Origin of the sequence: Promicromonospora sukumoe (genome assembly GCF_014137995.1) — a bacterium.
GTDB lineage: Bacteria > Actinomycetota > Actinomycetes > Actinomycetales > Cellulomonadaceae > Promicromonospora > Promicromonospora sukumoe.
Map to the genome: position 1 here is coordinate 536,765 of NZ_JACGWV010000002.1, position 21,530 is coordinate 558,294.

Here is a 21,530-nt window from a genome sequence, read left to right on the forward strand (position 1 = left end):
ACGAGGCGGGACCCCGAAGCACCTCGGGGTCCCGCCTCGTCGTCGCGAGTCGTCGCGAGCCCGGGTCAGCCCGGGTAGGCGACGAGGTCCACGTCCTCGGCGATCGGCTGCCAGACGCCGGTCTCCTCGTGCTCCAGGTCGCCGTCCTCCGTGACCACGAGGATGCCCTGGTCGGTCACGCCCGCAGCGATCTGCTCGACGTCGGTCAGGCCCGGCAGCTGGCGCGACTGGCCGCCGGTGCCGGCGAGGCCGCCCACGCCCGCGGTCCACACGGAGGACGCCCCCTCGCTGTTCCGGGTGAGCAGCGCGAGCGCGGTGAGCCCCGTCCAGCGGGCCTCGACAACGTCGGCGACGGGCGCGGCCACCGAGATGGCCGCGGCGAGGCTGACCGGGGTGTCCTCGGCGTCCCGCACGATGCCGGCCACCTGCACCTGGCGGCCCGACGGCGTCTCGCTGACGACCGCGATGCGCGCGCCCTCGGGCGACACGGACACGCTGGTCACCTTGCGTCCCTTGAGCCACTCGGGCTCGATCGTCACCTCGTCGAGCGTGCTCGTGGAGACCCGCAGCTCGCCCGAGCCGCCGCTGGTCCACACGTTGCCGAACTTGTCCACGGACGGCGCCGCCAGGTCCGGGCCCTCCAGGAGCGGCACCGGGCCGTCGCCCTCGTCGAGGGAGACGTTCACGATCTGGTCGTCGCCGTTGCGCACCACGATGGGCGTGGTCCCGGGGCTGACGGCGAGCGCGGTCGGGTCGGTGCCCGACAGGTCGATGGTCATGTCGTGCTCGACGAGCCGCCCGTCGTCCACGCGGTACAGGCGGTCGTCCTTGAGCACGATCGCCTGCGCGATCGTCGCCGGCAGGTCGACGTCGGCGGCCTCGACCGACAGCCGGTTCTGGTCGCTGAACAGCTCGACGGGGATGACCCGGCCCGCGCCCTCGGAGAGGGTCGCGGAGAGCTGTGCCGCGATCACTGCGCGCTGGCCGGCGGGGACGGCGCTGATCTGCTCGCTGAGCCGGATGGCGACCACGTCGGCCTCGTCCCGGCCCTGGACGGCCTGCACGGCGAGCTGCGTACCCTCCGGCACGAGCGACTGCGTGGCGCCCTGGAGCCACTCGGGCGGCCCGGCGAGGGTCTGCTGCACGGCCACGGTCTGCCAGGAGCGGCGCGGGAACCAGCGCAGGTCGGGCACCAGGCTGTTGTCGTCGTCGGCGCTCGGGAAGAACAGCCGCGTGGCCCGGTACTGGTTGGCGAACAGGTTGGCGGGCACGAGCACCCCGTTGTCCAGGGCCGAGATGCGCCACTCGCTGCCCACCTTGACGACGGTGAACCGGTAGCCGACCTCCCGCGGGCTGCCCACCTCGGTGTACGCGCCGGCGCTGTCCAGGGTCGCGATGGTCGTGGCCCGCACGACGATCTCGATGGTGTCGGTGGTCCCGAGCTCCACCGCCTCCTCGAACGGCTCCGGCATCGGCGCCTCGCGCACGACGCGCACCGCCTCGTCCGGGTCCCACGTGGCCGCGACGTCGCTCGTCAGGTACTCCCGGGCCGTCTGGAACTCCTTGGGCGACGTCGCCGCGGCGACCGCCGCGCCCAGGAACCCGGACACGATCACCTGCGGGGCGGCGCCGGGCGTCGGGCCCTGCGGCAGCATCGCGATGTCGACCTGCGTCTCGACGGGCGCGTTGCCCACCCGGACGGGGCCCGACGTCGGGATCTGGGCGCAGGCCCCGAGCCCGACGGCGCCCAGGAGCGCGATGACGACGGCGGCCGCTGCGTTCGCTGCCCTGCGCATCAGTGCACCTCCAGGTCGTTCGCGGCGAGATCGGGGATCTGCGTCGGCGTCGGGCCCGCGGACGGGTGCACCACGGGGATCTGCCCGGTCCGGACGCCGGGCTCGTGGGACGCGGGCGCCATGGTCACGGGCGGCTCCCCCACCTCCACGCCGGCGCTGCGCGGCAGCGTGAGGCGGAAGCTCGCGCCCTGACCGGGCCGGCCCCACGCGTCGAGGCGCCCGGCGTGCAGGTGCGCGTCCTCCAGCGCGATCGCCAGGCCCAGGCCCGAGCCGCCCGTGGTGCGCGCACGCGCCGGGTCGGCCCGCCAGAACCGGTCGAAGACGTGCTCGACCTCCTGCTTGGTCATGCCGACGCCGTAGTCCCGCACCACGACCGCCACCGCGCGGTCGTCCTCGGCCACGGTCACCTCGACGGGACGCTCCTCCGCGTGCTCGATCGCGTTGACCACGAGGTTGCGCAGGATGCGCTCGATCCGGCGGGGGTCGAAGTCGGCCGCGGCGTCGGCGTCGGGCAGGCGGACCGAGACCCGCACGTCCTTGGTCTCCGCGAGCGGGGCGGCCTGCTCGACGACGGACATGACGAGGTCGCTCAGGTCGCGGCGCTCGGCGTCGAGCACGGCGGCACCGGCGTCGAACCGGCTGATCTCTAGCAGGTCCGCCAGGAGCGACTCGAACCGGTCGATCTGGCCCAGGAGCAGCTCGGCGGAGCGGCTGGCGTCCGCGTCCATCTGGTCGCGCGACTCGTGGATGATCTCGCTCGCCATCCGGATGGTCGTCAGCGGCGTGCGCAGCTCGTGCGACACGTCGGAGACGAACCGGCGCTGCATGGCCGAGAGCTCCTCCATGCGCCGGATCTGGTCCTGCAGGCTCTCGGCCATCTCGTTGAAGGACCGCGCCAGGCTCGCCATCTCGTCGGTGCCGCGCGCGCCCGGCATGCGCTCCGAGAGGTGCCCCTCGGCGAGCCGCTCGGCCACGGTCGCGGCCCGCGTCACGGGCGTCACCGTCTGCCGGGCCATGGTCCAGGTGACGACGCCGAGCAGCGCCAGCATGCCGAACCCGCCCGCGAGCAGCACGCGGTGCACGAACGACAGCGTCTCCTGCTCCGGCTCCAGCGAGTACAGGTAGTAGATCTCGAAGCGCGAGTCCGGCGCGGCCTGCACGGTCGAGCCCACGATGACGCCCGGCCGGACCACGCCCGGGTCGTCGGCCGCCGGGATACCCACGGCCTGCAGCACCTGGTCGTCCTCGGACGCGATGTTCGCCTGCCGCAGCTCGTCGGTGACCACGACCTCCGTCAGGTCGCCCCGCGAGGCGACGTCGGCCACCTGCGCGGTGCCGCCGGGCTCCTGCAGCAGGAAGTAGTCCTGCGCGGTGGAGCCGCTCGTGGCGCCGAGCGTCGCGATGGTGTCGTTCAGGAGGCTCTGCAGCTCGCCGTCCGACGTCGTCGCGGCGCTCGAGAAGTTCTCCGAGACCTGGGCCGTCAGCGCGGCGGCCTCGCGGTCGATCGCCGCGAGGCGCTGCTCGTAGATCCCGTCACGGACCGACGTCGACAGGTACAGCCCCAGGACCGCGATCGCCGCGAGCCCGATCGCGAGCGCGGTGGTGACGACACGGAGCTGCAGGGAGGAGCGCCACTGCGCCACGCCACGACGGGTGGCCCGGACCGTGACCACCCGGGCCCGTGAGACCACCCGGCGGAGCCGTGTGACCAGGCCGGACGGCATCAGCGTGTCGCGCCCGCCTTGTAGCCGACGCCGCGCACCGTCAGGACGATCTCCGGGTTCTCCGGGTCACGCTCGATCTTGGAGCGCAGGCGCTGCACGTGGACGTTGACCAGCCGCGTGTCCGCGCTGTGCCGGTAGCCCCAGACACGCTCCAGCAGCACCTCGCGCGTGAACACCTGCCACGGCTTGCGGGCCAGCGCCACGAGCAGGTCGAACTCGAGCGGGGTCAACGCGATGCGCTCGCCGTCGCGCGTGACGGTGTGTCCGGTGACGTCGATCTCGACGTCACCCACCACCAGGCGCTCCGGGCCCGGGTCCTCGCTGCGGCGCAGGCGGGCCTTGATGCGGGCCACGAGCTCCTTGGGCTTGAACGGCTTGGAGACGTAGTCGTCCGCGCCGGACTCGAGGCCCACCACCACGTCGAGCGTGTCCGACTTGGCCGTCAGCATGATGATCGGCACACCGGACTCGGCGCGGATCTCGCGGCAGACCTGGACGCCGTCCTTGCCGGGCAGCATGAGGTCGAGCAGCACGAGGTCGGGCTGATGGGTCCGGAACATGCCCAGCGCGGAGTCCCCGTCGGCGCAGAAGATCGCCTCGATGCCCTCGCCCTTGAGGACGATGCCGATCATCTCCGCCAGTGCTGTGTCGTCGTCGACGACAAGAACTCGTACCTTCATGCCCTCCAGTGTGCCAGCCTGGTCCAGCAAACCTGTCCTCGTGCCCCTCGACCTGGCGTGTTCCGCCCAGGTTCACCCGGTGGGGGTATCCCTCCGGCCGCGGGTGGACCGCCCCCGGACAGGGGGGACAGCCCCCGCGGAACCTGGCGGACGACACCATGTCGCCGGGGCGGCGCCGGGGGCGAACCTGGCACCATGACAACCATGACTGCCGACCGGCCCGCGGCCGCCGCCGTCCCGGGCGGTGCCGTCCCCGGTGGTGCCGCCCGCCCCGGCCAGAACTTCCTGACCGCGCCCTTCGCCGCGCGCACCTGGCGGGAGCAGGGCTACCTGACCCTGGTGCTCCTGCTGGCCCCGTTCGCCTTCACGTACGCGGTCTTCGCCGTGAGCTTCACCGCAGGCATCGCCGTCACCGTGGTCGGGCTGTTCGTGGCCGGCGCCGTCGTGGCCGGCGGGCGCGGCTGGGGCGGGGTGTACCGCGGCCTCGCCCGCGACCTGCTCGACCTTGACGTCGCCGTGCCCGCGCCCTACGTGCGGCCCCGCGGCTTCTGGCACACGATCGGCTCCCTGATCGGCGACGCCACCGGCTGGCGCGCCCTGCTGTTCATGTTCGTCACGTTCCCCCTGGCGATCGCGGCCTTCGTCACGAGCATCACGTTCCTGGGCACCGGCCTGGGCGGCCTCACGTACTGGTTCTGGTACCGGTACCTGCCGGAGCAGGTCGGCGCCGACGGCGCGATGCACCGCGGCGCGCAGTTCGGCGACGCCTACTTCCTGGACACTCCCCCGCGGATGGCCCTCGCCGCGCTCGTCGGGCTGCTGCTGCTCCTCTGCTGGCCGTGGGTCACCCGGATTTTCGTGCTGCTCTTCCGGGTGCTCACCACCGCCCTGCTCAGCCCCACCCGGGCCAGCCTGCGGGTCGCCGAGCTGGAGCGCTCCCGCACCGGCACCGTGGAGGACGCCGACGCGCGCCTGCGCCGCATCGAGCGCGACCTGCACGACGGCACGCAGGCCCGCCTGGTCGCCGTCGCCATGCAGCTCGGCGAGGCGCGCGAGCACCTGGCCGAGGGCGGCGACGTCGCGCAGGCCACCGAGCTGGTCGACACGGCGCACTCGTCGACCAAGGAGGCGCTCACCGAGCTGCGCGAGCTGGCCCGCGGCATCCACCCGCCGGCGCTCGACAACGGCCTCGGCGTGGCCCTGGAGACGCTCGCCGCGCGGTCCGCGCTGCCGGTCACCGTCGACGTCGACCCCGGGGTGGAGGCGGACGGCCGCCTGACCCCGGCGCTGGAGTCGATCGCGTACTTCACCGTGGCCGAGCTCGTCACCAACGCGGCCAAGCACGCCCGCGCCTCCGGGGTGTACGTGCTGGTCGAGGCCACGGGCGGGGACGCGTCCGGCTCGGGGTCCGGCTCCGGGCCCGGGTCAAGGTCCGGCGGCGCGCTCCGCATCCGGGTGCGCGACGACGGCCGCGGCGGCGCGCGGGTCGTGGCGCCCGACGGCTCGGGGCTGCGGTCGGGCCTGGCCGGACTGGCCGAGCGCGTCCGGTCCGTCGACGGCACGTTCGACCTGTCCAGCCCCGTCGGCGGGCCTACGGTGGTCACCGTGACCCTGCCGACCACCAGCCCGTCCGGACCTGCGTGACCGCCGTGACCGGGCCCACCGCCCCGCCGTCGGGCGACGGCCTGCGCGTGCTGATCGCCGAGGACTCGGCGATCCTGCGGGACGGCCTCGCCGCGCTCCTGACGCGGCGGGGCCACACCGTGACCGCCGTCGGCGACGGGGCCGCGCTGGAGCGTGAGGTCGCCCGCGTCGCGCGCGAGGAGTCGCTGCCCGACGTCGTCGTCGCGGACATCCGCATGCCGCCGAGCTTCACCGACGAGGGCCTGCGGGCGGTGCTGGGCCTGCGGGCACGGCACCCCGCCCTGCCGGTGCTGCTGTTCTCGCAGTACGTGGAGACGCGGTACGCGAGCCGGCTGCTGGCCGGCGACGCCCGGGGCGTGGGCTACCTGCTCAAGGACCGGGTGGCCGACGTGCGCGACTTCGTCGACGCGCTCGGGCGCGTGGCGCGCGGCGAGACCGTGCTGGACCCCGAGGTGGTCACGCAGCTCATGGGCTCGGCGCGCCAGGACGTCGCCCTGGAGCGGTTGTCCGCCCGGGAGCGGGAGGTGCTGGGCCTGATGGCGCAGGGCCGCTCCAACAAGGCCATCGCCGACCTGCTGCACCTGTCCTACGGTGCGGTCGAGAAGAACGTCGCGGGCATCTTCACCAAGCTGGACCTGCCGCAGGACGCCGCGGACCACCGCCGGGTGCTGGCCGTGCTCCGCCACCTCGGGGTCTGAGCCCGCCGGGCCCGGGGCGACGTCCCGGGCCCGGCGCCCGGCGTCAGAGCCGGCCCGCCGCCTTGAGCGCCAGGTACTCGTCCGCCAGGCGCGGCGCCAGGTCGTCGGGCAGCGCCTCGACGACGTCGGCCCCGTACCGGCGCAGCATCGTCGTGACCGCGGTGCGCTCCAGGTCGCCGCGGGCCGCGGCCGCGGCGTCGTACACCTCGGCCACGGTCTCGCGGCCGGCGCGCAGGGCCGCCACCTCCTCGTCCGCGACGGACGCGACGACCACGGTGTGGTCGCGGGCGAGCTGGTCGACCACGGGCAGCAGGCCGTTCTCCACGGCCGCCGGGTCGAGCGTGGTGAGCAGCACGACGAGGGCCCGCTGCGTCATCCGGGTGCGCACCTGCGCGACGACGCCGGGCCAGTCCGTCTCCAGCAGCACGGGGTCGACGGTCGCCAGGGACTCGGCCAGGGCGGGCATGAGCCGCGGCCCGGCGGCGCCCGCCACCCGCGCCCGCACGGTGCGGTCGAAGGCCACGAGCTCCACGCGGTCGCCCGCGTGCCCGGCCAGGGCCGAGAGCAGCAGCGCCGCCTCGATGCTGGCGTCCAGGCGCGGGGCGCCCGTCGAGTCGGCGGCGCCCACGCGGGCCGCCGCCGTGCGCCCGGTGTCCAGGACGATCAGCACGCGCCGGTCCCGCTCGGGACGCCAGGTGCGCACCACGACCTCGCGCCGCCGGGCGGTCGCGCGCCAGTCGATCGAGCGCACGTCGTCGCCCACCACGTACTCCCGCAGCGAGTCGAACTCCGTGCCCTCGCCGCGGATCTGCACCGCGGCGCGGCCGTCCATCTCGCGCAGCCGCGCGAGGCGCGACGGCAGGTGCTTGCGGCTGGCGAACTCCGGCAGCACGCGCAGCCGGCCCGGCACGGGCAGCGTCACCTGGCGGCCCGCCAGGCCGAGCGGCCCCAGGCTGCGCACGGTCACGCCGCCCGCCGCCCGGTCACCGCGCCGCGTCGGCACGAGGACGGTCGGCAGGCGCGCGGCCTCGCCGTCGGGCAGGTCCACGTGGTGGCGCCCCGGCCCGCCCGGCGCCGGACGCACGCGCTCGGACCTGCCCCGGCCCGGTCCCGCGCCGGCCGACGGGCCCCATGCGTCCCGGACCACGGCCCGCAGGCGCCGCCCGGAGGCGTTGCGGACCACGAGCTCGCTGGTGGCCTCGGACCGCAGCCGGACCGACGCCGGCACGCGCCGCTGCACCGCCACGCGGCGCGGCGACGCCGCCAGGGCGACGTCGGCCACGCACGCCAGGACCACGACCGTGGCCCAGACCAGCACCGTCCCGTCGGTCGGCCAGATCAGCACGGGCACCACGCCGAGCCCCATCAGGGCGGCGGCCCGCCACGTCACGACCATGCCGCCCTCAGCGCGGCACGGGCACGGAGGCCAGCACCGTGTCCAGCACGCCCTCGGCGGTGACACCCTCGAGCTCGGCCTCGGCGCGCAGCTGCACGCGGTGCCGCAGCGTCGGGTGCGCCAGCGCCTTGATGTCGTCGGGGGTCACGAACGAGCGGCCCGACAGCCACGCCCAGGCCCGCGCGGTGCGCAGCAGCGCGGTGGCGCCACGCGGCGAGACACCGAGCGAGAGCGACGGCGAGAACCGCGTGGCGCGGCAGACGTCGACGGCGTAGCCGAGCACCTCGCGCGACACCTGGACCCGGGCCACCTCGGCCCGGGCACGCTCCAGCACGGTCGCGTCGGCCACGGGCGTGACCCCGGCCGCGGCCAGGTCGCGCGGGTCGAAGCCGGCGGCGTGCCGGGCCAGGACCTCGACCTCCTGCTCCCGCTCGGGCAGCGGCAGGACGAGCTTGAGCAGGAACCGGTCGAGCTGGGCCTCGGGCAGCGAGTAGGTGCCCTCGTACTCGACGGGATTCTGGGTGGCGATCACCAGGAACGGGTCCGGCAGCGGACGCGGCGTGCCGTCCACCGACACCTGCCGCTCCTCCATCGCCTCCAGCAGGGAGGCCTGGGTCTTCGGGGGCGTCCGGTTGATCTCGTCCGCCAGCACCAGGTTGGTGAACACGGGGCCCTCGCGGAACGAGAACTCGGCCGTGCGCGCGTCGTAGACGAGCGAGCCCGTCACGTCGCCCGGCATCAGGTCGGGCGTGAACTGGACGCGCTTGGTGTCCAGCTTCAGGGCCGCGGCGAGGGTGCGCACCAGGAGCGTCTTGGCGACGCCCGGCACACCCTCCAGGAGCACGTGGCCCTGGCACAGCAGCGCGATGAGCAGGCTGGTCACGGCCGCGTCCTGCCCGACGACGGCCTTGCCCACCTCCGTGCGGACCGCGGCCAGGGCGGAGCGCAGCTCCTGCGACGGGGCGGGCGGCTCGGCGGCGGGTTCGGCCGCAGCGGGCGGCTGCGCCGCGTCGGCGGCGGCGTCCGACGGCGCGGTCTGCACGGTCCGGTCAGCCGGTGCGGCGGGGGCCGCGGGCTGCCCGTCCTGCGGGGCGGACGTCGGCTCGGCGGGCTGGGCCGCGCTCTGGTGGGGGAAGGCTGGTTCGGTCACGGTCGGTGGACCTCGCTCTCCAGGATGTCGAGTCGGCGCACGAGCTCGGCGAGCGCGGCGTCGTCAGCGGGCGGTGGGCCGTAGAGCAGGTCTGCCACCTGCTGCGACGGGCGGTTCGTGGCGGCCACGACGGCGTCGACCACGGTGTTGGCGTCGGACGAGCGGGCCAGGCCGAGACGCGTGGCGACCCGGTCGGCGGACGACGCCCGCAGCCCGGCCGCGGCGTGCCCGCGGGCACGGGCGGCCCGGTACAGACGGGCGCGACCGCGCGTGGCCTCCGCGGAGCGGACGAGGACCGGCAGGTCCTCGACGACCAGCGGGCCCAGGCGGCGCACGCGCCAGAAGGCGAGGAGCACCGCGGCGAGCACCACCACGAGGGCGACCGGCGCGGAGCCGGGCGGCATGACGGCGTTGACCTGGCCGCGGTCGGCGGGCGTGGGCTCGTCGCCGCCGGTGGTGACGTCCATCGGGTTCGGCACCAGCCAGACGAGGTCCTCGTTCTGCCCGAGCATCCACAGCGCGAGGGCGGAGCTGCCCTCGTCCAGGATCGTGCCGTTGCGGAGCACCGAAGGGTCGCTGACCACGGTGACCGAGCGGTCCGGGAAGTCCAGGCGGGCGTAGGCGTACGCGCCGTTGCCGTCGGGCCAGCACAGGACCGGCCGCACGGGGTCGCCCGCGCGGGACGCGTCGTACAGGCCGGGCGCCAGGGTGACGGTGCCCGCCGCCTGCGCCGCGGGGTCGTCGCACTGCGGCTCGACCGGCTCGGGCGACACCCCGTACGTGATGTCGAGCAGGTCGCGGCTCACGCCCGCGACCATGCTGTAGTCCGGGTCGATCACGACGAGGTCGGCGCCCGTGCGGTTCAGCGCGGAGATCTGGTCGTCCGCGAAGAACGACGGGTTGGGCGTGACCAGCAGCGTGCTGTCCGGCCCGGCCGCCGCCACGGCGTCGGCCACGGAGGTGACGTGCGTGATCCGCACGCCCTGGTCCTTCAGCACCTCGGCCACGGCCATGGCTCCGCCCGGCTCCGGGTTGTCCGGCGCGTTGGGGTCGGCCGACGTCGGCGGGCGGACCACCGCGAGGAACAGGACGAACAGGGCCACCGCCCCGAAGACCGTCAGTGGCCAGCGCAGGCGCCGCCACCGGCTCGCGGCCCGCGAGCGGCCCGTGGTGTCGTCGCCGATGACCACCGGCGGCTCGTCGACGGGACCCGTGGGCGCGACGGTCACCGCCGAGGGCGGCGTCGGGGCGGGCGGCGGGGCCGCGAGCGACATCGGGGCGGGGTGCGGGGAGGTCATGCGGACACCCCCGGCTTGTCGGCGTTCTCGTCCGCGCTGGCGGCGGCGGCGGCGGCCGCCGCACCAGAAGAGCTGCCGGAGCCGGTCGCGCCGGTTCCAGTACCGGAGCCGGTCGCGACGGGCCGCGCCGCGGCGACCGCGGCGTCGAGCTCGCGCAGCGCGGCGTCGTCCGCCGCCGTGGCGACGCGGTCGCCGTACTCGACGCCGTCGAACAGGTCGGCGCCGGAGCGCAGGCCGGCGGCCTGCGCGGGCAGGCGCTCGCCCGCGTCGCCCGCGGCCTCCTGCGCCGTGCGGCCGGGTCGCGGCTCGATGATCACTCGTTCCTCCAGGGACCGGACGACGGCGCGGAAGCGTTCCGCGGCCGCCGTCCGCCAGTCGCCCGACGCCGCCGCGGCGTCGGCCGCCGTGCGCATCTGCGCGGCCGTGCGCGCGTCGTCGGTGTCGAGCACCTCGGCGGAGCCCTTCCGGGCGCGGCCGAGCTGCACCGGCCCGGCGACGAGCCAGGCGATGAGCAGGACGATCGCGGCGACGCCGGCGATCAGCAGCCCGAGCTGCGCCCCCGACATGCCCGTGCCCGGCCACTGGATGCCGTTGAGCCAGTCCAGGACCCAGTTGACCAGGCGCGACAGCAGCGACTCCCGCTCGGCGTACTCGGGACGCTGCAGCTCGCTCGTGAGCCACTCGCGTGCCGTGTCCCGGTCCGGGACGACGGGTAGATCGGCCCTCATGTCACTTGTCCGCCGCGGCCGCTGCCGCGGCCTGCAGCTGCACGTCCAGTCCCTCGCGACGCATCCGGGTGTCGATGTAGAGCAGGGCGACGACGCCGCCGAGGAACAGCACGCTCATGCCGCCCGTGATGACGTAGGTGATGCCGTAGCTGATGGCCACGCCGATGTCGCTCGCGGTCATCATCGCGACGCCCATGAGCGCGCCGATCGGGAACGCGACGACCTGGCCGATGACGCTGAGGATGATCGAGGTCAGCAGGTAGATGCCGAGCACCCGCCAAAACGTGCCGCGGGTCAGCTTCCACGCACGCCGGGTCGTGGCCCAGAAGCCGCCGCCCTCGACCGCGAGCGCCGGCGCCACGAGGATGACCCGGGTGAACGCCCAGACGCCGGCCACGAGGAGCGCGGCGAGCACGAGGAAGAGGCCGATGACGCCGAGCGTGGGGTCCACGAGGAACAGCCCGGCGACGATGCCGACGGCGAGCGTGTAGGCCACGATGACGACGAGGGCGGTCAGCAGCGAGAAGCCGATCAGGAACCAGGCCCGCTTGGCGACGCGGTGCCAGGCGTCGGACACCGAGATCTTGCGCCCGATGACGGAGTCGCTGACGGAGACGGCCATGACGCCCATGGCCAGCGGCGTCGCGAGGGTGAGCAGCAGCCCGGTGCCGAGCATGGAGCCGTAGGTCACGCCCATGATCTCCTGCGTGAAGCCCATCTCGTCAAGCACCGGGTCGTTCCCGGCGGTGGCGAGCACGCTGCCGAACAGGTCGGTGAACCAGGTGGTCAGCGGGATGCTGATCAGGGTGCCGATGGCGACGGCCACCACGACGATGATCGCCGTGAGCCCGAGGGTGACGGCCGGGTTGTGCCGGACGGCGCCGAACGCGCCGTCGTACAGCTCGCCGAGCGTCAGGGGGCGCAGCGGGACGATGCCGGGCTTGTCGGCGGCGGGGCGGTAGCCCGGGACGGGGCCGCCCTGCGTGTACGGGCCGTACTGGCCGTACTGCGTCTGCCCGTACTGGTTCTGGCCGTACTGGCCCCCGCCGTACTGGCCCTGCTGCACGGGCGGGCCCGCGGGCCCGGCCGGCCCGGCCGGCGGCGTGCCGTACTGCGGCTGCGCCGGCGCCTGCTCGGCGGACGGGTCGTACCCGGGCGCGTACTGCCCGTAGCGCGGCGGCTCGCCCCAGCCGGCGGGCTGGGACCCTCCGGACTGCGGGGGCGTGGGCTGCGCCGGCTGGTCGGGTGCGCTCTCGGGCGTCGTCATGGGGGCGTGCTCCGGGTGTCGTCTGAGGTCGTGCCGTGCGCCGCAACCCTAGTACGGGGCACCGACACAGGGTGGCGTAATTCGGGCCGCCGGGCGGGTCGTCGCCCAACCGTCACCCGGCTGTCACCACCGTAGCCCCGGCCTCGTGCTCGGCGAGGTCGCCCGTCGCGCCGGCCCGGGTCGCGCGTCCGCCCAGCACGTAGACGTAGGCCCAGAACGCGGCGAGCACGATCGCGCCGATCACGATCTTGAGCCACCAGTACATCTCGGAGCCGGTCACGAAGCCCTCCACGAGGCCGGAGACCGCGAGGGCCACCGCGAGGCCGATGACCGTGGTGATCAGGGCGCGGCCCTCGGCCGCCATCGCGACGGACCGCTTGCGGTGGCCCGGGTCGATGAGCGTCCAGAACAGCCGCAGGCCCGCCGCGCCGGCGACGAAGATGCAGGTCAGCTCCAGCAGGCCGTGGGGAGCGATGAGCGTGAGGAACAGGTCGAGCTCGTCGTGGGCGGCCATCATGCCGCCGGTGGCGCCGATCTGGACCGCGTTCTGCCAGAGCACGTTCAGGGTGAAGAACCCGGTGATCCCGCCGGCCACGGCGAGCGCCGCGATCCGCGCGTTGTTGGTCCACACCACGCCGGCGAACTCGATGCCCGGGTCGTAGTAGGAGGCGAAGGCGTTGTTGACGTACTCCTCCTGGGCCGACGGCGGCATCAGGGCGTTCAGCGCCTGCTCGTCGGAGGCGACGTAGGCGCCCGCCACGATGCCGACCAGCAGGCAGGCCGCCGTCACCGCGTGCGACCACCACCGGATGCGGTAGAACGCGGCGGGGAGCGACACCACGGCGAACCGCACCACCTCGCGCCACGCGGGCTCGTGCGTGCCGGCGATGCGGGTGCGCGCCCGGTTCAGCACGTCGGACAGGCGGGTCACCAGCGCGGGATCGGGCGCCGCGGACCGGACCGTGGACAGGTGCGTGGCCACCGACTGGTACAGGCGGACCAGCTCGTCGGACTCGGCGCCGTCCAGACGGCGCCGCGAGGCGAGCTCCTTGAGGCGGTCCCACTCTGCGGCGTGCACGGCGGTGAAGGCGTCGATGTCCACGACGGTAGTCTGCCGCACAGGGGCAGCGGCACGTCCCGAGGCTCGCACCATCCGACAGCCCCGACCGGAGGAATCGTGCAGGACGGCATCGTCATCGGCGAGGGCGTGGTGCTCGACGCCCGCCCGGCATCGTTCATCACCCGCGCCATGGGCGCGATGCTCGACTTCATCGTGATCGGCGTGGTCGTCACCGCGATCCTGGTCGCGAGCGCGGTGTGGTTCCTGGAGACCGCCACCCTGAGCGAGGACGTCGCGGTGATCGTCATCGCCGTGGCGAGCGCCGCCGTCGTGGTGGGCGTCCCGGTCACGGTCGAGACGCTGTCGCGCGGCCGCTCGGTGGGCAAGCTCGCCTGCGGCATCCGCGTGGTGCGCGACGACGGCGGGCCGGTCCGGTTCCGGCACGCGCTCGTGCGTGCGCTGATCGGCGTGTTCGAGCTGTGGATGACGTTCGGCGGCATCGCCGCCATCGCCTCGCTGTCGAACGCGAAGGGCAAGCGCCTCGGCGACCTCGCTGCGGGCACGTACGCGGTGCGGGTGCGGGGCGGCAAGCCGCTGTCCGCCCCGATCGTGATGCCGCAGTCGCTCGCCGCGTGGGCGCGCACGGCGGACATGCGCCGGCTCCCGGACGGGCTGGCGCTGGCCGCGCGGCAGATGCTGGGCCGGGCCGCGCGGCTGGCGCCCGAGTCCCGGGCGCGGCTCGCCGACGACCTCGCGGGCCGCATCGAGCCGTACGTGGCTCCCGGCCCGCCGCCGGGCACGCACCCCGAGGCGTTCCTGCACGCGGTGCTCGCCGAGCGCCGCGAGCGCGAGCTCGGCGCCGGGCAGCGGGAGCGCAGGCGCGCGGAGGAGCAGGCGGAGCTGCTGCACCGGCTCCCGTTCGCGGTGGCCGACCCGCCGCGCTGAGCCGCGCCGCACGCTCCGCCGTCGGGCCCGGGCCAGGCCTGCGCCGGGCCCGCGCCGATCCCCGGGATCAGGTCCGGACGTCGTCCCAGGCGCGCATCAGCCCGCGCGAGCGCAGCGCCGCCGAGCAGCGCAGCAGGCCGGCCTGCACCGCCCGGCGCAGCCGGGCCGACGTCGGGCGCTCGACGCCGTAGTGGATCACCAGCGCCAGGACCAGGCTCAGCGCGCCGGCCGCGAAGAGGGCGACGGTGCGGGTGGTCTCGTGGGCGAGCACGTCGATGACGGCGTACCCGAACTGCGTGTGCACCAGGTACACGGGATAGGTGAGCGCGCCGACGGTGCCGAGCGCGGCCGCCACGCGGCGGGGTGGCGCGGTGCGCCCGCGGAGCGTCGTCGCCCAGACGGCCGCGACGCTGGCCAGCATGATCATCACGGCGATGACCGGGTTGACCGTGACCCCCTGCAGGTCGGACGCACGGCCGGCGGCCTCCAGCACCCGCATGGCGCACAGGACCAGGCCGCCCACGAGCAGCGTGCCGGTGACCAGGTCGAAGCCGTCGCGGTAGGCGAGGAAGAGCAGCATGCCGACGGCGAAGTACGGGGCGTAGACGGGCACGAGCCACTCGGCGAGCCAGTGGGCGCCGAACTCCTGCGCGGCCCAGCCGGCGAGGGGCCAGAGCGTGGCGAAGGTCAGCACGCGGTTGCGCGTGAGCGGGCCCAGCGCCAGCACCGCGAGCACCAGCAGGTAGAACTTGAGCTCGACCAGCAGGGTCCAGAACACGACCTGGACGCCGGTGACGTCGAAGAGGTCCTGCACCATCGTGAGGTTGACCAGGGTCTCGGTCATGCTGGTCTGCCGCCCGCCCGACCAGAACTGCTGCAGGCCCACCGTCAGCACGATGCACGCCCAGTAGGCGGGGAAGAGGCGGCCCACCCGGGAGGCGATGAAGCCCGCGATCCCCCGGCCGTCGGCGCTGAGCAGGATGACGAACCCGGAGATCATGAAGAACAGCTCGACGCCCAGCCAGCCGTACCGCGTGACCTCGTTGAGCAGCGGGAACGCCCGTTCGGGGTCGGCGCCCCAGTAGCTGGTCACCGTCGAGGTCGCCGTGAAGTGGTAGAGCAGCACGGCCGCCGCGGCGCCGAAGCGCAGGCCGTCCATGGCCACGAGCCGGCCGGTCACCTTGCGGCGTGGGGCGCCCGTGGCCTCAGGGCTCGCCTCGGGAAGGGGTGCGCTCAGGCTCTCGTCAGGACGGGTCATCGCCGCCGACCTTAGATCACGGAACGATAACGGTCAAAGATCACCCTAGCAGGAGCGCCAGCAGCGTCTTGGCCGAGGTGTCCCAGTCGTACCCGGCGGAGCGCAGCCGTGCGGCGGCCGACCGTTCCGCCCAGGTGCCTGGGTCGTCGAGCGCGCGGACCGCCGCGACGTAGCCGTCCACGTCGTCCGGGTCGACGTACGCCCCCGCCGCCCCGCCGACCTCGCGGAACACCGGGATGTCGCTGACCACCAGGGGCGTGCCGAGCGCCATCGCCTCCACGAGCGGCAGCCCGAAGCCCTCGTCGCGGGAGCCGGAGACGAGGGCCGTCGCGCGGCGCAGCACGTCGCGGTAGGTCTCGTCCGACGCGCCGTCGTGGAACACGAGCGTGCCCTCGCCGGCGAGCGCCTGGAGCCGGGCGCGGTGCTCGGCCCTGACCGGGCTCATGAGGTGCAGCTCCCAGCCCGGGAGCTGCGCCATGGCCCGGACCGGCAGCTCGACGTTCTTGTAGGGCATGAACGAGCCCATGTAGACGAGCGACCGGGTCCGCGCGCCGCGGGGCAGGTCCGGCACGGGGTCCGGCGCGTTCGGCACCACGGTCACCGGGCGCCGGGTCAGCCGGTGCCGGGCGATCAGGTCGCGCGTGGTCTCCGAGACGGTGACGACGGCGTCGGCCCGGTTCAGCAGCACGCGCTGCGGCCACCACGCGAGGTGGAAGGCCCGCCACAGCAGGCGCACGGGCGCCGGCAGGTCCCGCGGCGGCGTGGGGTGCCGGTAGTAGATGAGGTCGTGCAGGGTCAGGACCACCCGGTAGTCCCGCCCCCAGGTGCCCATGGTCTGCATCGGGCTGAACACGACGTCGGCCCCCGTACGGCGCACCTGCCGCGCCACGAACGGCTCGCGCCAGCTCGTCGGCGCGCTCACGAGGTGCCACGGCAGCCCGGCCGGCAGGTGGTCGAGCTGGCGCTCGTCGTTCACCAGCACCTCGACGGGGTGCAGCCGGGCCAGCGCGGTGACGATCCCCGCCGTGTACCGGCTGATGCCGTCGTGCCGGCCGACCCGCAGGTAGCGGCAGTCGACGACGATCTTCATCCGATCTTCCCTCACTGTTCATCCCGCTCTCCGGTGGCCTGGAGACCGGCGAGAAATGCGGCCGTCTCCCGGGCCACGACGTCCGGCGCCTCGTAGTGCGCCAGGTGCCCGATCCGCGGGACGACGGCGAGCCGCGCGTCGGCGAGCAGGCCCTCCAGCACCCGCTGCGAGGGCAGCGGCGCGACGTCGTCGTTCTCGGAGGCGACCAGCAGCGTCGGCACGCCGATGCGCCCCGCGTAGGCCGAGACGTCGGTCCCCACCGAGGCGTGGAAGGCCTCCAGCAGGGTGCGCCGGTCGGCGAACCCGGAGAAGTACCGGTCGTGCTCCGCGTGGATCCAGCGGCGCAGGGTCCGGTCGTCCGAGGTGACCATCGCGACGCTCGCCACCCGGGTGAACAGCGGGTGACGCAGCAGTCCGGTACCCACCCGCTCCGGCAGCGCTGCGGCCAGCCGGTGCACCCCCACGGTGACGGCGCTCATCGCCCGCCGCGGACCGTCCAGCGCGGCCGTCGCGATGGGGTTGACCAGCACGAGACCCCGCACGAGCGGCGCCCGACGCCCCTCCGCGGTGGGTTCGGCGGGCCCGGCCGGCGCCGCCACGGTGGCCGAGGCGACGATCGACCCGAAGGAGTGGCCCGCCAGCACGGCGTCCCCCTCCGGCGCGACGGCGGACAGCAGCTCGGCGGTCCACGCGGCGTAGCCGGCGACGTCGTGCACGCCGTCCGCGAGGGGTGCCGACGCGCCGAAGCCGGGCAGGTCGGGGACCCATACCTGCAGGTCAGGGCACTCTTTCACGAGATGGGCGACGATCGGCTCCAGCCCGTGGTGGTCACCGCGCAGCCCGTGCAGGAACACGAGCCGGCCCGGTGCCGCAGGGTCGCCGTAGACGCGCACGTGGGCGCGCGTGCCACGAATCAGGAGGTCGGCGTCGCGTGCGGGTGTGGCCGCGACGAGTCCCGCGTACGGTTCCTCGGAGGCCGCTGCCCGCGCGGCCCCGCGCGGCCCCTCGAGCGGTGACGCGGCCCGGTCGCGCGGATGGGTTTCGGTGTTCATCGCGCTGACCCTAAGCACTCCGGGGACGGTCACGGGAGAGGGCGGAGAAAGATGGGGGTAAACCCCCATGTCATTACGGGGGGAAACCTGGTGGCGGAGAAGTGCATCCTTACGTCACCGTTGTCCCATGCAAGCCACAGCGGTCGCCCTCGCCGTGCTCGGCGCCGCCCTGTTCGCCGGGGCAGCAGTCCTGCAGCACCGCGAGGTGGCCGACCTCTACGGGCAGCCCCTGGCCCGCGAGCGTGTCCTGTCCCTGCGCCGGCTCAGCCGGATCGTGCGCCGGCCCGGCTGGCTGGCCGGGTTCGGGCTCGCGGCGGCCGGCACGATCGTGCACGCCGTCGCGCTCGCCCTCGCACCGCTGCGCCTGGTCCAGCCGATCGGCGTGCTCGCCGTCCCCGTGGCGGTGCTGCTCTCCTCGCTCCTCCTCCGGCGGGCGCCCGGCCGGAGCGTGCTCCTGGGCGTCGCCCTGACCATGGCGGGGGTGGCCGTCTTCGTCGCCGCGTCGGTGAGCGCCGGCTCGGGCACCGCGCCGCCGCCCGGATCCACCCTGCCGACGATCCTCGTCGTGGGCGGCGTCGTCGTCGCCCTCGGGGCCGGCGGCCTGCCGATCGGCGGCTGGCTGCGCTGCGTCGCCTGCGCGACGGCGGGAGCCGCCGCGTTCGGCCTGCTCTCCGCGCTGATGCGCGTGATCTTCCAGGAGCTCGCCCACGGCACCCGCTGGACCGACCCCCAGGTGCTGGGCACGGGGGCGGCCGCCCTCCTCGCCCTGGTGCTGGGCGGCTGGCTCGTGCAGCAGGCCTACCCGGCCGGCCCGCCCGAGGTCGTGGTCGCGTGCCTCACCGTCGTCGACCCGATCGTGGCCGTGCTGCTCGGCGCCGTGCTCCTCGGTGAAGGCGCCGGCACGCCCGTCGGCACCTGGTTCCTCCTCGGGGGCGCGGCGCTCGCCGCGTCCGCCGGGGTGCTCGTCCTTGCTCGGCTCCACCCCGACGCCGTCGCGGCCCGCGCGGCGCGTACCGACCCTTCGAGACTTCCCGGACCATCGAGAGGTACAGCACAGTGACCCTGCCTGGCACTCCCCGCACGATCCTGATCGGCGCCGACACCTACCCGCCCGCCGTGAACGGCGCCGCCCGGTTCGCCGGCAGCCTGGCCACCGGCCTGGCCCGCCGCGGGTACGACGTGCACGTCGTCGCCCCGTCCCCGACGGGCCGCCCGGTCCGTGAGGTCCGCGACGGCGTCGTGCTGCACGGGCTCCGTTCCAGCCGGTACCCGACGCACCACAACCTGCAGATCTCCCTGCCCTGGGAGACCCGCCGGGGGATCACCGAGATCCTGCAGGAGGTCCGGCCCGACGTCGTGCACACCAACGGCAGCTTCATCGTCGGCCGCGCCCTGGTCGACGCCGCGCACCGCACGAACCTCCCCATCGTGGCCACGAACCACCTCATGCCCGAGAACCTCGTCGGCTACCTGCTGGTGCCCGGCTCGATGCACCGCACCGTGGGGCGCTGGCTCTGGCAGGACATCGGCCGCGTCTACGCCAAGGCCGACGTCGTCACCGCCCCCACCCCGCGCGCCGTGGACCTGCTCGCGCAGCACGCCGGGCTCAGCCACGCCGTCCCCGTGTCCAACGGCATCGACACCGACCGCTGGACCACCACGGTCCGCGACGGCCGCACCGAGCCGACGGTCCTGTTCGTCGGGCGCCTGGACCAGGAGAAGCGGGTCGACGAGATCATCCGCGCCTTCGCCCTGCTCCCCGAGGGCCTCCCCGGCAAGCTGGAGATCGTCGGCACGGGCACGAAGGCCGACGACTGGGCGGCGCTCGCCGCCGAGTCCGGCGTCGCGGGGCGCGTCCGCTTCCGCGGGTACGTGCCCGACGACGAGCTGCTCACCGCCTACGCCGACGCCGACGTGTTCTGCATGCCCGGGGTGGCCGAGCTGCAGAGCCTGGTCACGCTGGAGGCCATGGCCTCGGGCCTGCCGGTGGTCGCCGCCGACGCCATGGCGCTGCCCCACCTGGTGCGCCCCGGCGTCAACGGCTGGCTCTACACCCCGGGCGACGTGCGCGAGCTGGCGAACCGGCTCGGCGACCTCCTGGCGGACGCCGGCCTGCGGCACCGCATGGGGGCGGCGGGCCGCGAGCTCGTCGCGGCGCACGCCGTGGACGGCACCCTCGACGCGTTCGCGGAGATCTACGAGAAGGTCCACGCGATGCGCGGCGCCACGGCGGCCGCCTGACCCCGCCACCACCTTCCGCACGTGTCAGACCCTCAGGTCCCCCGAGGGACCTGAGGGTCTGACACGTTGCGGTGGGAAGGGCTAGCCGCCGAAGACCGGCGCCACCGCCTTGACCAGCTCGCTGCCGCCCAGCACCAGGAACATCGCGGCCACCAGCACCAGGATCACGTTGACCCACCACGTGTTGCGCCACTGCCGCGGCACCGCCTTGCTGTTCATCAGGAACAGCAGCGTCAGCGCCAGGAACGGCATGAACAGCGAGCCCAGCGCGCCGTAGACCACGACCAGCAGGATCGGCTTGTCGAGGAACAGCAGCGCCATCGGCGGGAACGTCAGCCAGAGGATGTACCAACGGTAGTAGGTGCCGCCGGCGCCGCGGCGGCGGTCGTCGGCCGGCAGGTTGCGCATGGTCGCCACGAAGTCGGCGAACATGAGCGACACCCCGTGCCAGACGCCGATCACCGACGAGAACGTCGCGGCGAAGAACCCGACCAGGAACAGCGGGGCCATGAACGTCCCGTACCGCTGGGCGAGCACGTCGGCCACGTCGACCAGCCCCTGCTCGCCGTCGGCCACCGCCAGGCCCGCGGAGTACAGCAGCTCCGAGCCCACGATGAGCATCGCGATCACGAAGACGCCGGACATGAAGTACGCCCAGGCGTTGTCGATCCGCATGACGCGCATCCAGCGGGGCGTGTCCCAGCCCTTCTCGGTGAGCCAGTACCCGTAGGCGGCCAGCGTGATGGTGCCGCCGACGCCGCCCGCGAGGCCGAGCGTGTTCAGCACCGCGCCCTCGGGGATGATCGGCACGAGGCCCGCCAGGATCTCGCCGAGGTTGGGCGTCGTCAGCGCCGCCGAGCCCACGACGGTCACGAACATGACGCCGATCAGCACGGCCATGACGTTCTCGAACGGCTTGTACTTGCCGAACCAGACCAGCAGCAGGCCGGCCACGCCGGAGATCATCGCCCAGTACCGGATGTCCAGCACCGGGAACAGGCCGTTCAGCGCGAGGCCGACGCCGGACATCGCCGCGGCCCCGTAGCTGAAGCCCCAGATCATCACGTAGACGCCGAAGTAGACGACGGCCCACAGGCCGAGCGACTTCCAGCCGTCGAAGATGGTGCGGCCGGTCGCGAGCGTCCAGCGGCCCGCGCCCTCGACCAGCGCGATCTTCACGACGACGCCGAGGATCACCGCCCACAGCAGCGCGTAGCCGTAGTTGCTGCCCGCGACCATCGTGGCGACCAGGTCGCCGGCGCCGATGCCGGTGGCCGCGACCACGAGGCCCGGGCCGATGATCCGCCAGCGCGGCTTCTCCAGGGAGGCCTGCGGCTCCTCGGTCAGCCGGTCTCCTGGAACCCCCTGCGAAGTGACCTCATTGTCCTTTTCCATGGCGTGACTGTACCCACGGGTTTCACCCGCCCAAAAGGGACGCGCCCTTGCCCGGCCGGCGACACAGAGGTTTAACAGGACTGCAATCCATTGCATACACACTCGTCT

18 protein-coding genes are annotated in these 21,530 nt (G+C 74.3%); 5 read left to right on the top strand and 13 right to left on the bottom strand.

Going from position 1 to position 21,530, the window contains the following annotated elements:
• Positions 1 to 65 precede the first annotated feature (65 nt).
• The 3 genes from FHX71_RS19525 to mtrA are packed head-to-tail and all read right to left on the bottom strand — an operon-like array spanning position 66 to position 4,200.
• Positions 66 to 1,796 (bottom strand): LpqB family beta-propeller domain-containing protein, encoded by a 1,731-nt coding sequence (locus FHX71_RS19525; RefSeq protein WP_182619133.1) that lies wholly within the window; start codon positions 1,794 to 1,796, stop codon positions 66 to 68.
• Positions 1,796 to 3,487: an MtrAB system histidine kinase MtrB gene (gene mtrB, locus FHX71_RS19530; protein WP_312877140.1), complete on the bottom strand. Its 1,692-nt coding sequence runs from the start codon at positions 3,485 to 3,487 to the stop codon at positions 1,796 to 1,798. Before mtrB ends, FHX71_RS19525 begins: the two co-directional genes overlap by 1 nt.
• Before the next feature lie 32 nt (positions 3,488 to 3,519).
• A complete protein-coding gene (mtrA, locus tag FHX71_RS19535; RefSeq protein ID WP_182619134.1) occupies positions 3,520 to 4,200 on the bottom strand; it encodes an MtrAB system response regulator MtrA in 681 nt (226 codons plus the stop codon).
• A gap of 195 nt (positions 4,201 to 4,395) precedes the next feature.
• On the opposite strand from mtrA, the gene FHX71_RS19540 reads away from it, so the two are divergent.
• Entirely contained in the window at positions 4,396 to 5,844 is a 1,449-nt protein-coding gene (locus FHX71_RS19540) for a sensor histidine kinase (RefSeq protein WP_246403342.1), read from the top strand.
• A gap of 41 nt (positions 5,845 to 5,885) precedes the next feature.
• A complete protein-coding gene (locus FHX71_RS19545; protein WP_182619985.1) occupies positions 5,886 to 6,542 on the top strand; it encodes a response regulator in 657 nt (218 codons plus the stop codon).
• 43 nt (positions 6,543 to 6,585) lie between these two features.
• On the opposite strand, the gene FHX71_RS19550 is transcribed toward FHX71_RS19545, so the two are convergent.
• The 6 genes from FHX71_RS19550 to FHX71_RS19575 form a co-directional block, all read right to left on the bottom strand.
• Positions 6,586 to 7,938, bottom strand: coding sequence for a DUF58 domain-containing protein (locus FHX71_RS19550; protein ID WP_182619135.1), 1,353 nt, complete (start codon positions 7,936 to 7,938; stop codon positions 6,586 to 6,588).
• A gap of 7 nt (positions 7,939 to 7,945) precedes the next feature.
• A complete protein-coding gene (locus tag FHX71_RS19555) occupies positions 7,946 to 9,088 on the bottom strand; it encodes an AAA family ATPase (RefSeq protein ID WP_182619136.1) in 1,143 nt (380 codons plus the stop codon).
• Positions 9,085 to 10,386 (bottom strand): DUF4350 domain-containing protein, encoded by a 1,302-nt coding sequence (locus FHX71_RS19560; protein ID WP_182619137.1) that lies wholly within the window; start codon positions 10,384 to 10,386, stop codon positions 9,085 to 9,087. Before FHX71_RS19560 ends, FHX71_RS19555 begins: the two co-directional genes overlap by 4 nt.
• The gene (locus tag FHX71_RS19565; protein WP_182619138.1) at positions 10,383 to 11,114 is read right to left on the bottom strand and encodes a DUF4129 domain-containing protein; all 732 of its coding nucleotides are present in this window, start codon (positions 11,112 to 11,114) and stop codon (positions 10,383 to 10,385) included. Before FHX71_RS19565 ends, FHX71_RS19560 begins: the two co-directional genes overlap by 4 nt.
• A gap of 1 nt (position 11,115) precedes the next feature.
• Positions 11,116 to 12,381 carry a DUF7544 domain-containing protein gene (locus FHX71_RS19570; protein WP_182619139.1) on the bottom strand — a complete coding sequence of 422 codons (1,266 nt, stop codon included), beginning with the start codon at positions 12,379 to 12,381 and terminating at the stop codon, positions 11,116 to 11,118.
• 112 nt (positions 12,382 to 12,493) lie between these two features.
• Positions 12,494 to 13,483, bottom strand: a complete 990-nt coding sequence (locus FHX71_RS19575; RefSeq protein ID WP_182619140.1) for a stage II sporulation protein M — start codon at positions 13,481 to 13,483, stop codon at positions 12,494 to 12,496.
• 75 nt (positions 13,484 to 13,558) lie between these two features.
• Here FHX71_RS19575 and FHX71_RS19580 point away from each other — a divergent pair, with 75 nt between their 5' ends.
• Positions 13,559 to 14,386, top strand: a complete 828-nt coding sequence (locus FHX71_RS19580; protein WP_182619141.1) for an RDD family protein — start codon at positions 13,559 to 13,561, stop codon at positions 14,384 to 14,386.
• 67 nt (positions 14,387 to 14,453) lie between these two features.
• Here the strand turns inward: FHX71_RS19580 and FHX71_RS19585 are convergent, their stop codons facing one another.
• The 3 genes from FHX71_RS19585 to FHX71_RS19595 are packed head-to-tail and all read right to left on the bottom strand — an operon-like array spanning position 14,454 to position 17,786.
• Complete coding sequence (locus FHX71_RS19585) at positions 14,454 to 15,644, bottom strand: acyltransferase family protein (protein ID WP_182619142.1); 1,191 nt, start codon at positions 15,642 to 15,644, stop codon at positions 14,454 to 14,456.
• Between the two features lie 40 nt (positions 15,645 to 15,684).
• Entirely contained in the window at positions 15,685 to 16,734 is a 1,050-nt protein-coding gene (locus tag FHX71_RS19590; protein ID WP_182619143.1) for a glycosyltransferase family 4 protein, read from the bottom strand.
• 11 nt (positions 16,735 to 16,745) lie between these two features.
• Entirely contained in the window at positions 16,746 to 17,786 is a 1,041-nt protein-coding gene (locus FHX71_RS19595; protein ID WP_182619144.1) for an alpha/beta fold hydrolase, read from the bottom strand.
• 127 nt (positions 17,787 to 17,913) lie between these two features.
• Between FHX71_RS19595 and FHX71_RS19600 the strand changes: the two genes are divergently transcribed.
• Positions 17,914 to 18,846, top strand: coding sequence for a DMT family transporter (locus FHX71_RS19600; RefSeq protein WP_182619145.1), 933 nt, complete (start codon positions 17,914 to 17,916; stop codon positions 18,844 to 18,846).
• Positions 18,843 to 20,027: a glycosyltransferase gene (locus FHX71_RS19605; RefSeq protein ID WP_312877141.1), complete on the top strand. Its 1,185-nt coding sequence runs from the start codon at positions 18,843 to 18,845 to the stop codon at positions 20,025 to 20,027. The genes FHX71_RS19600 and FHX71_RS19605 overlap by 4 nt, the downstream gene beginning before the upstream one ends.
• A gap of 81 nt (positions 20,028 to 20,108) precedes the next feature.
• Here the strand turns inward: FHX71_RS19605 and FHX71_RS19610 are convergent, their stop codons facing one another.
• Positions 20,109 to 21,422 carry an Nramp family divalent metal transporter gene (locus FHX71_RS19610; RefSeq protein ID WP_220490211.1) on the bottom strand — a complete coding sequence of 438 codons (1,314 nt, stop codon included), beginning with the start codon at positions 21,420 to 21,422 and terminating at the stop codon, positions 20,109 to 20,111.
• Between the last annotated feature and the right edge of the window lie 108 nt (positions 21,423 to 21,530).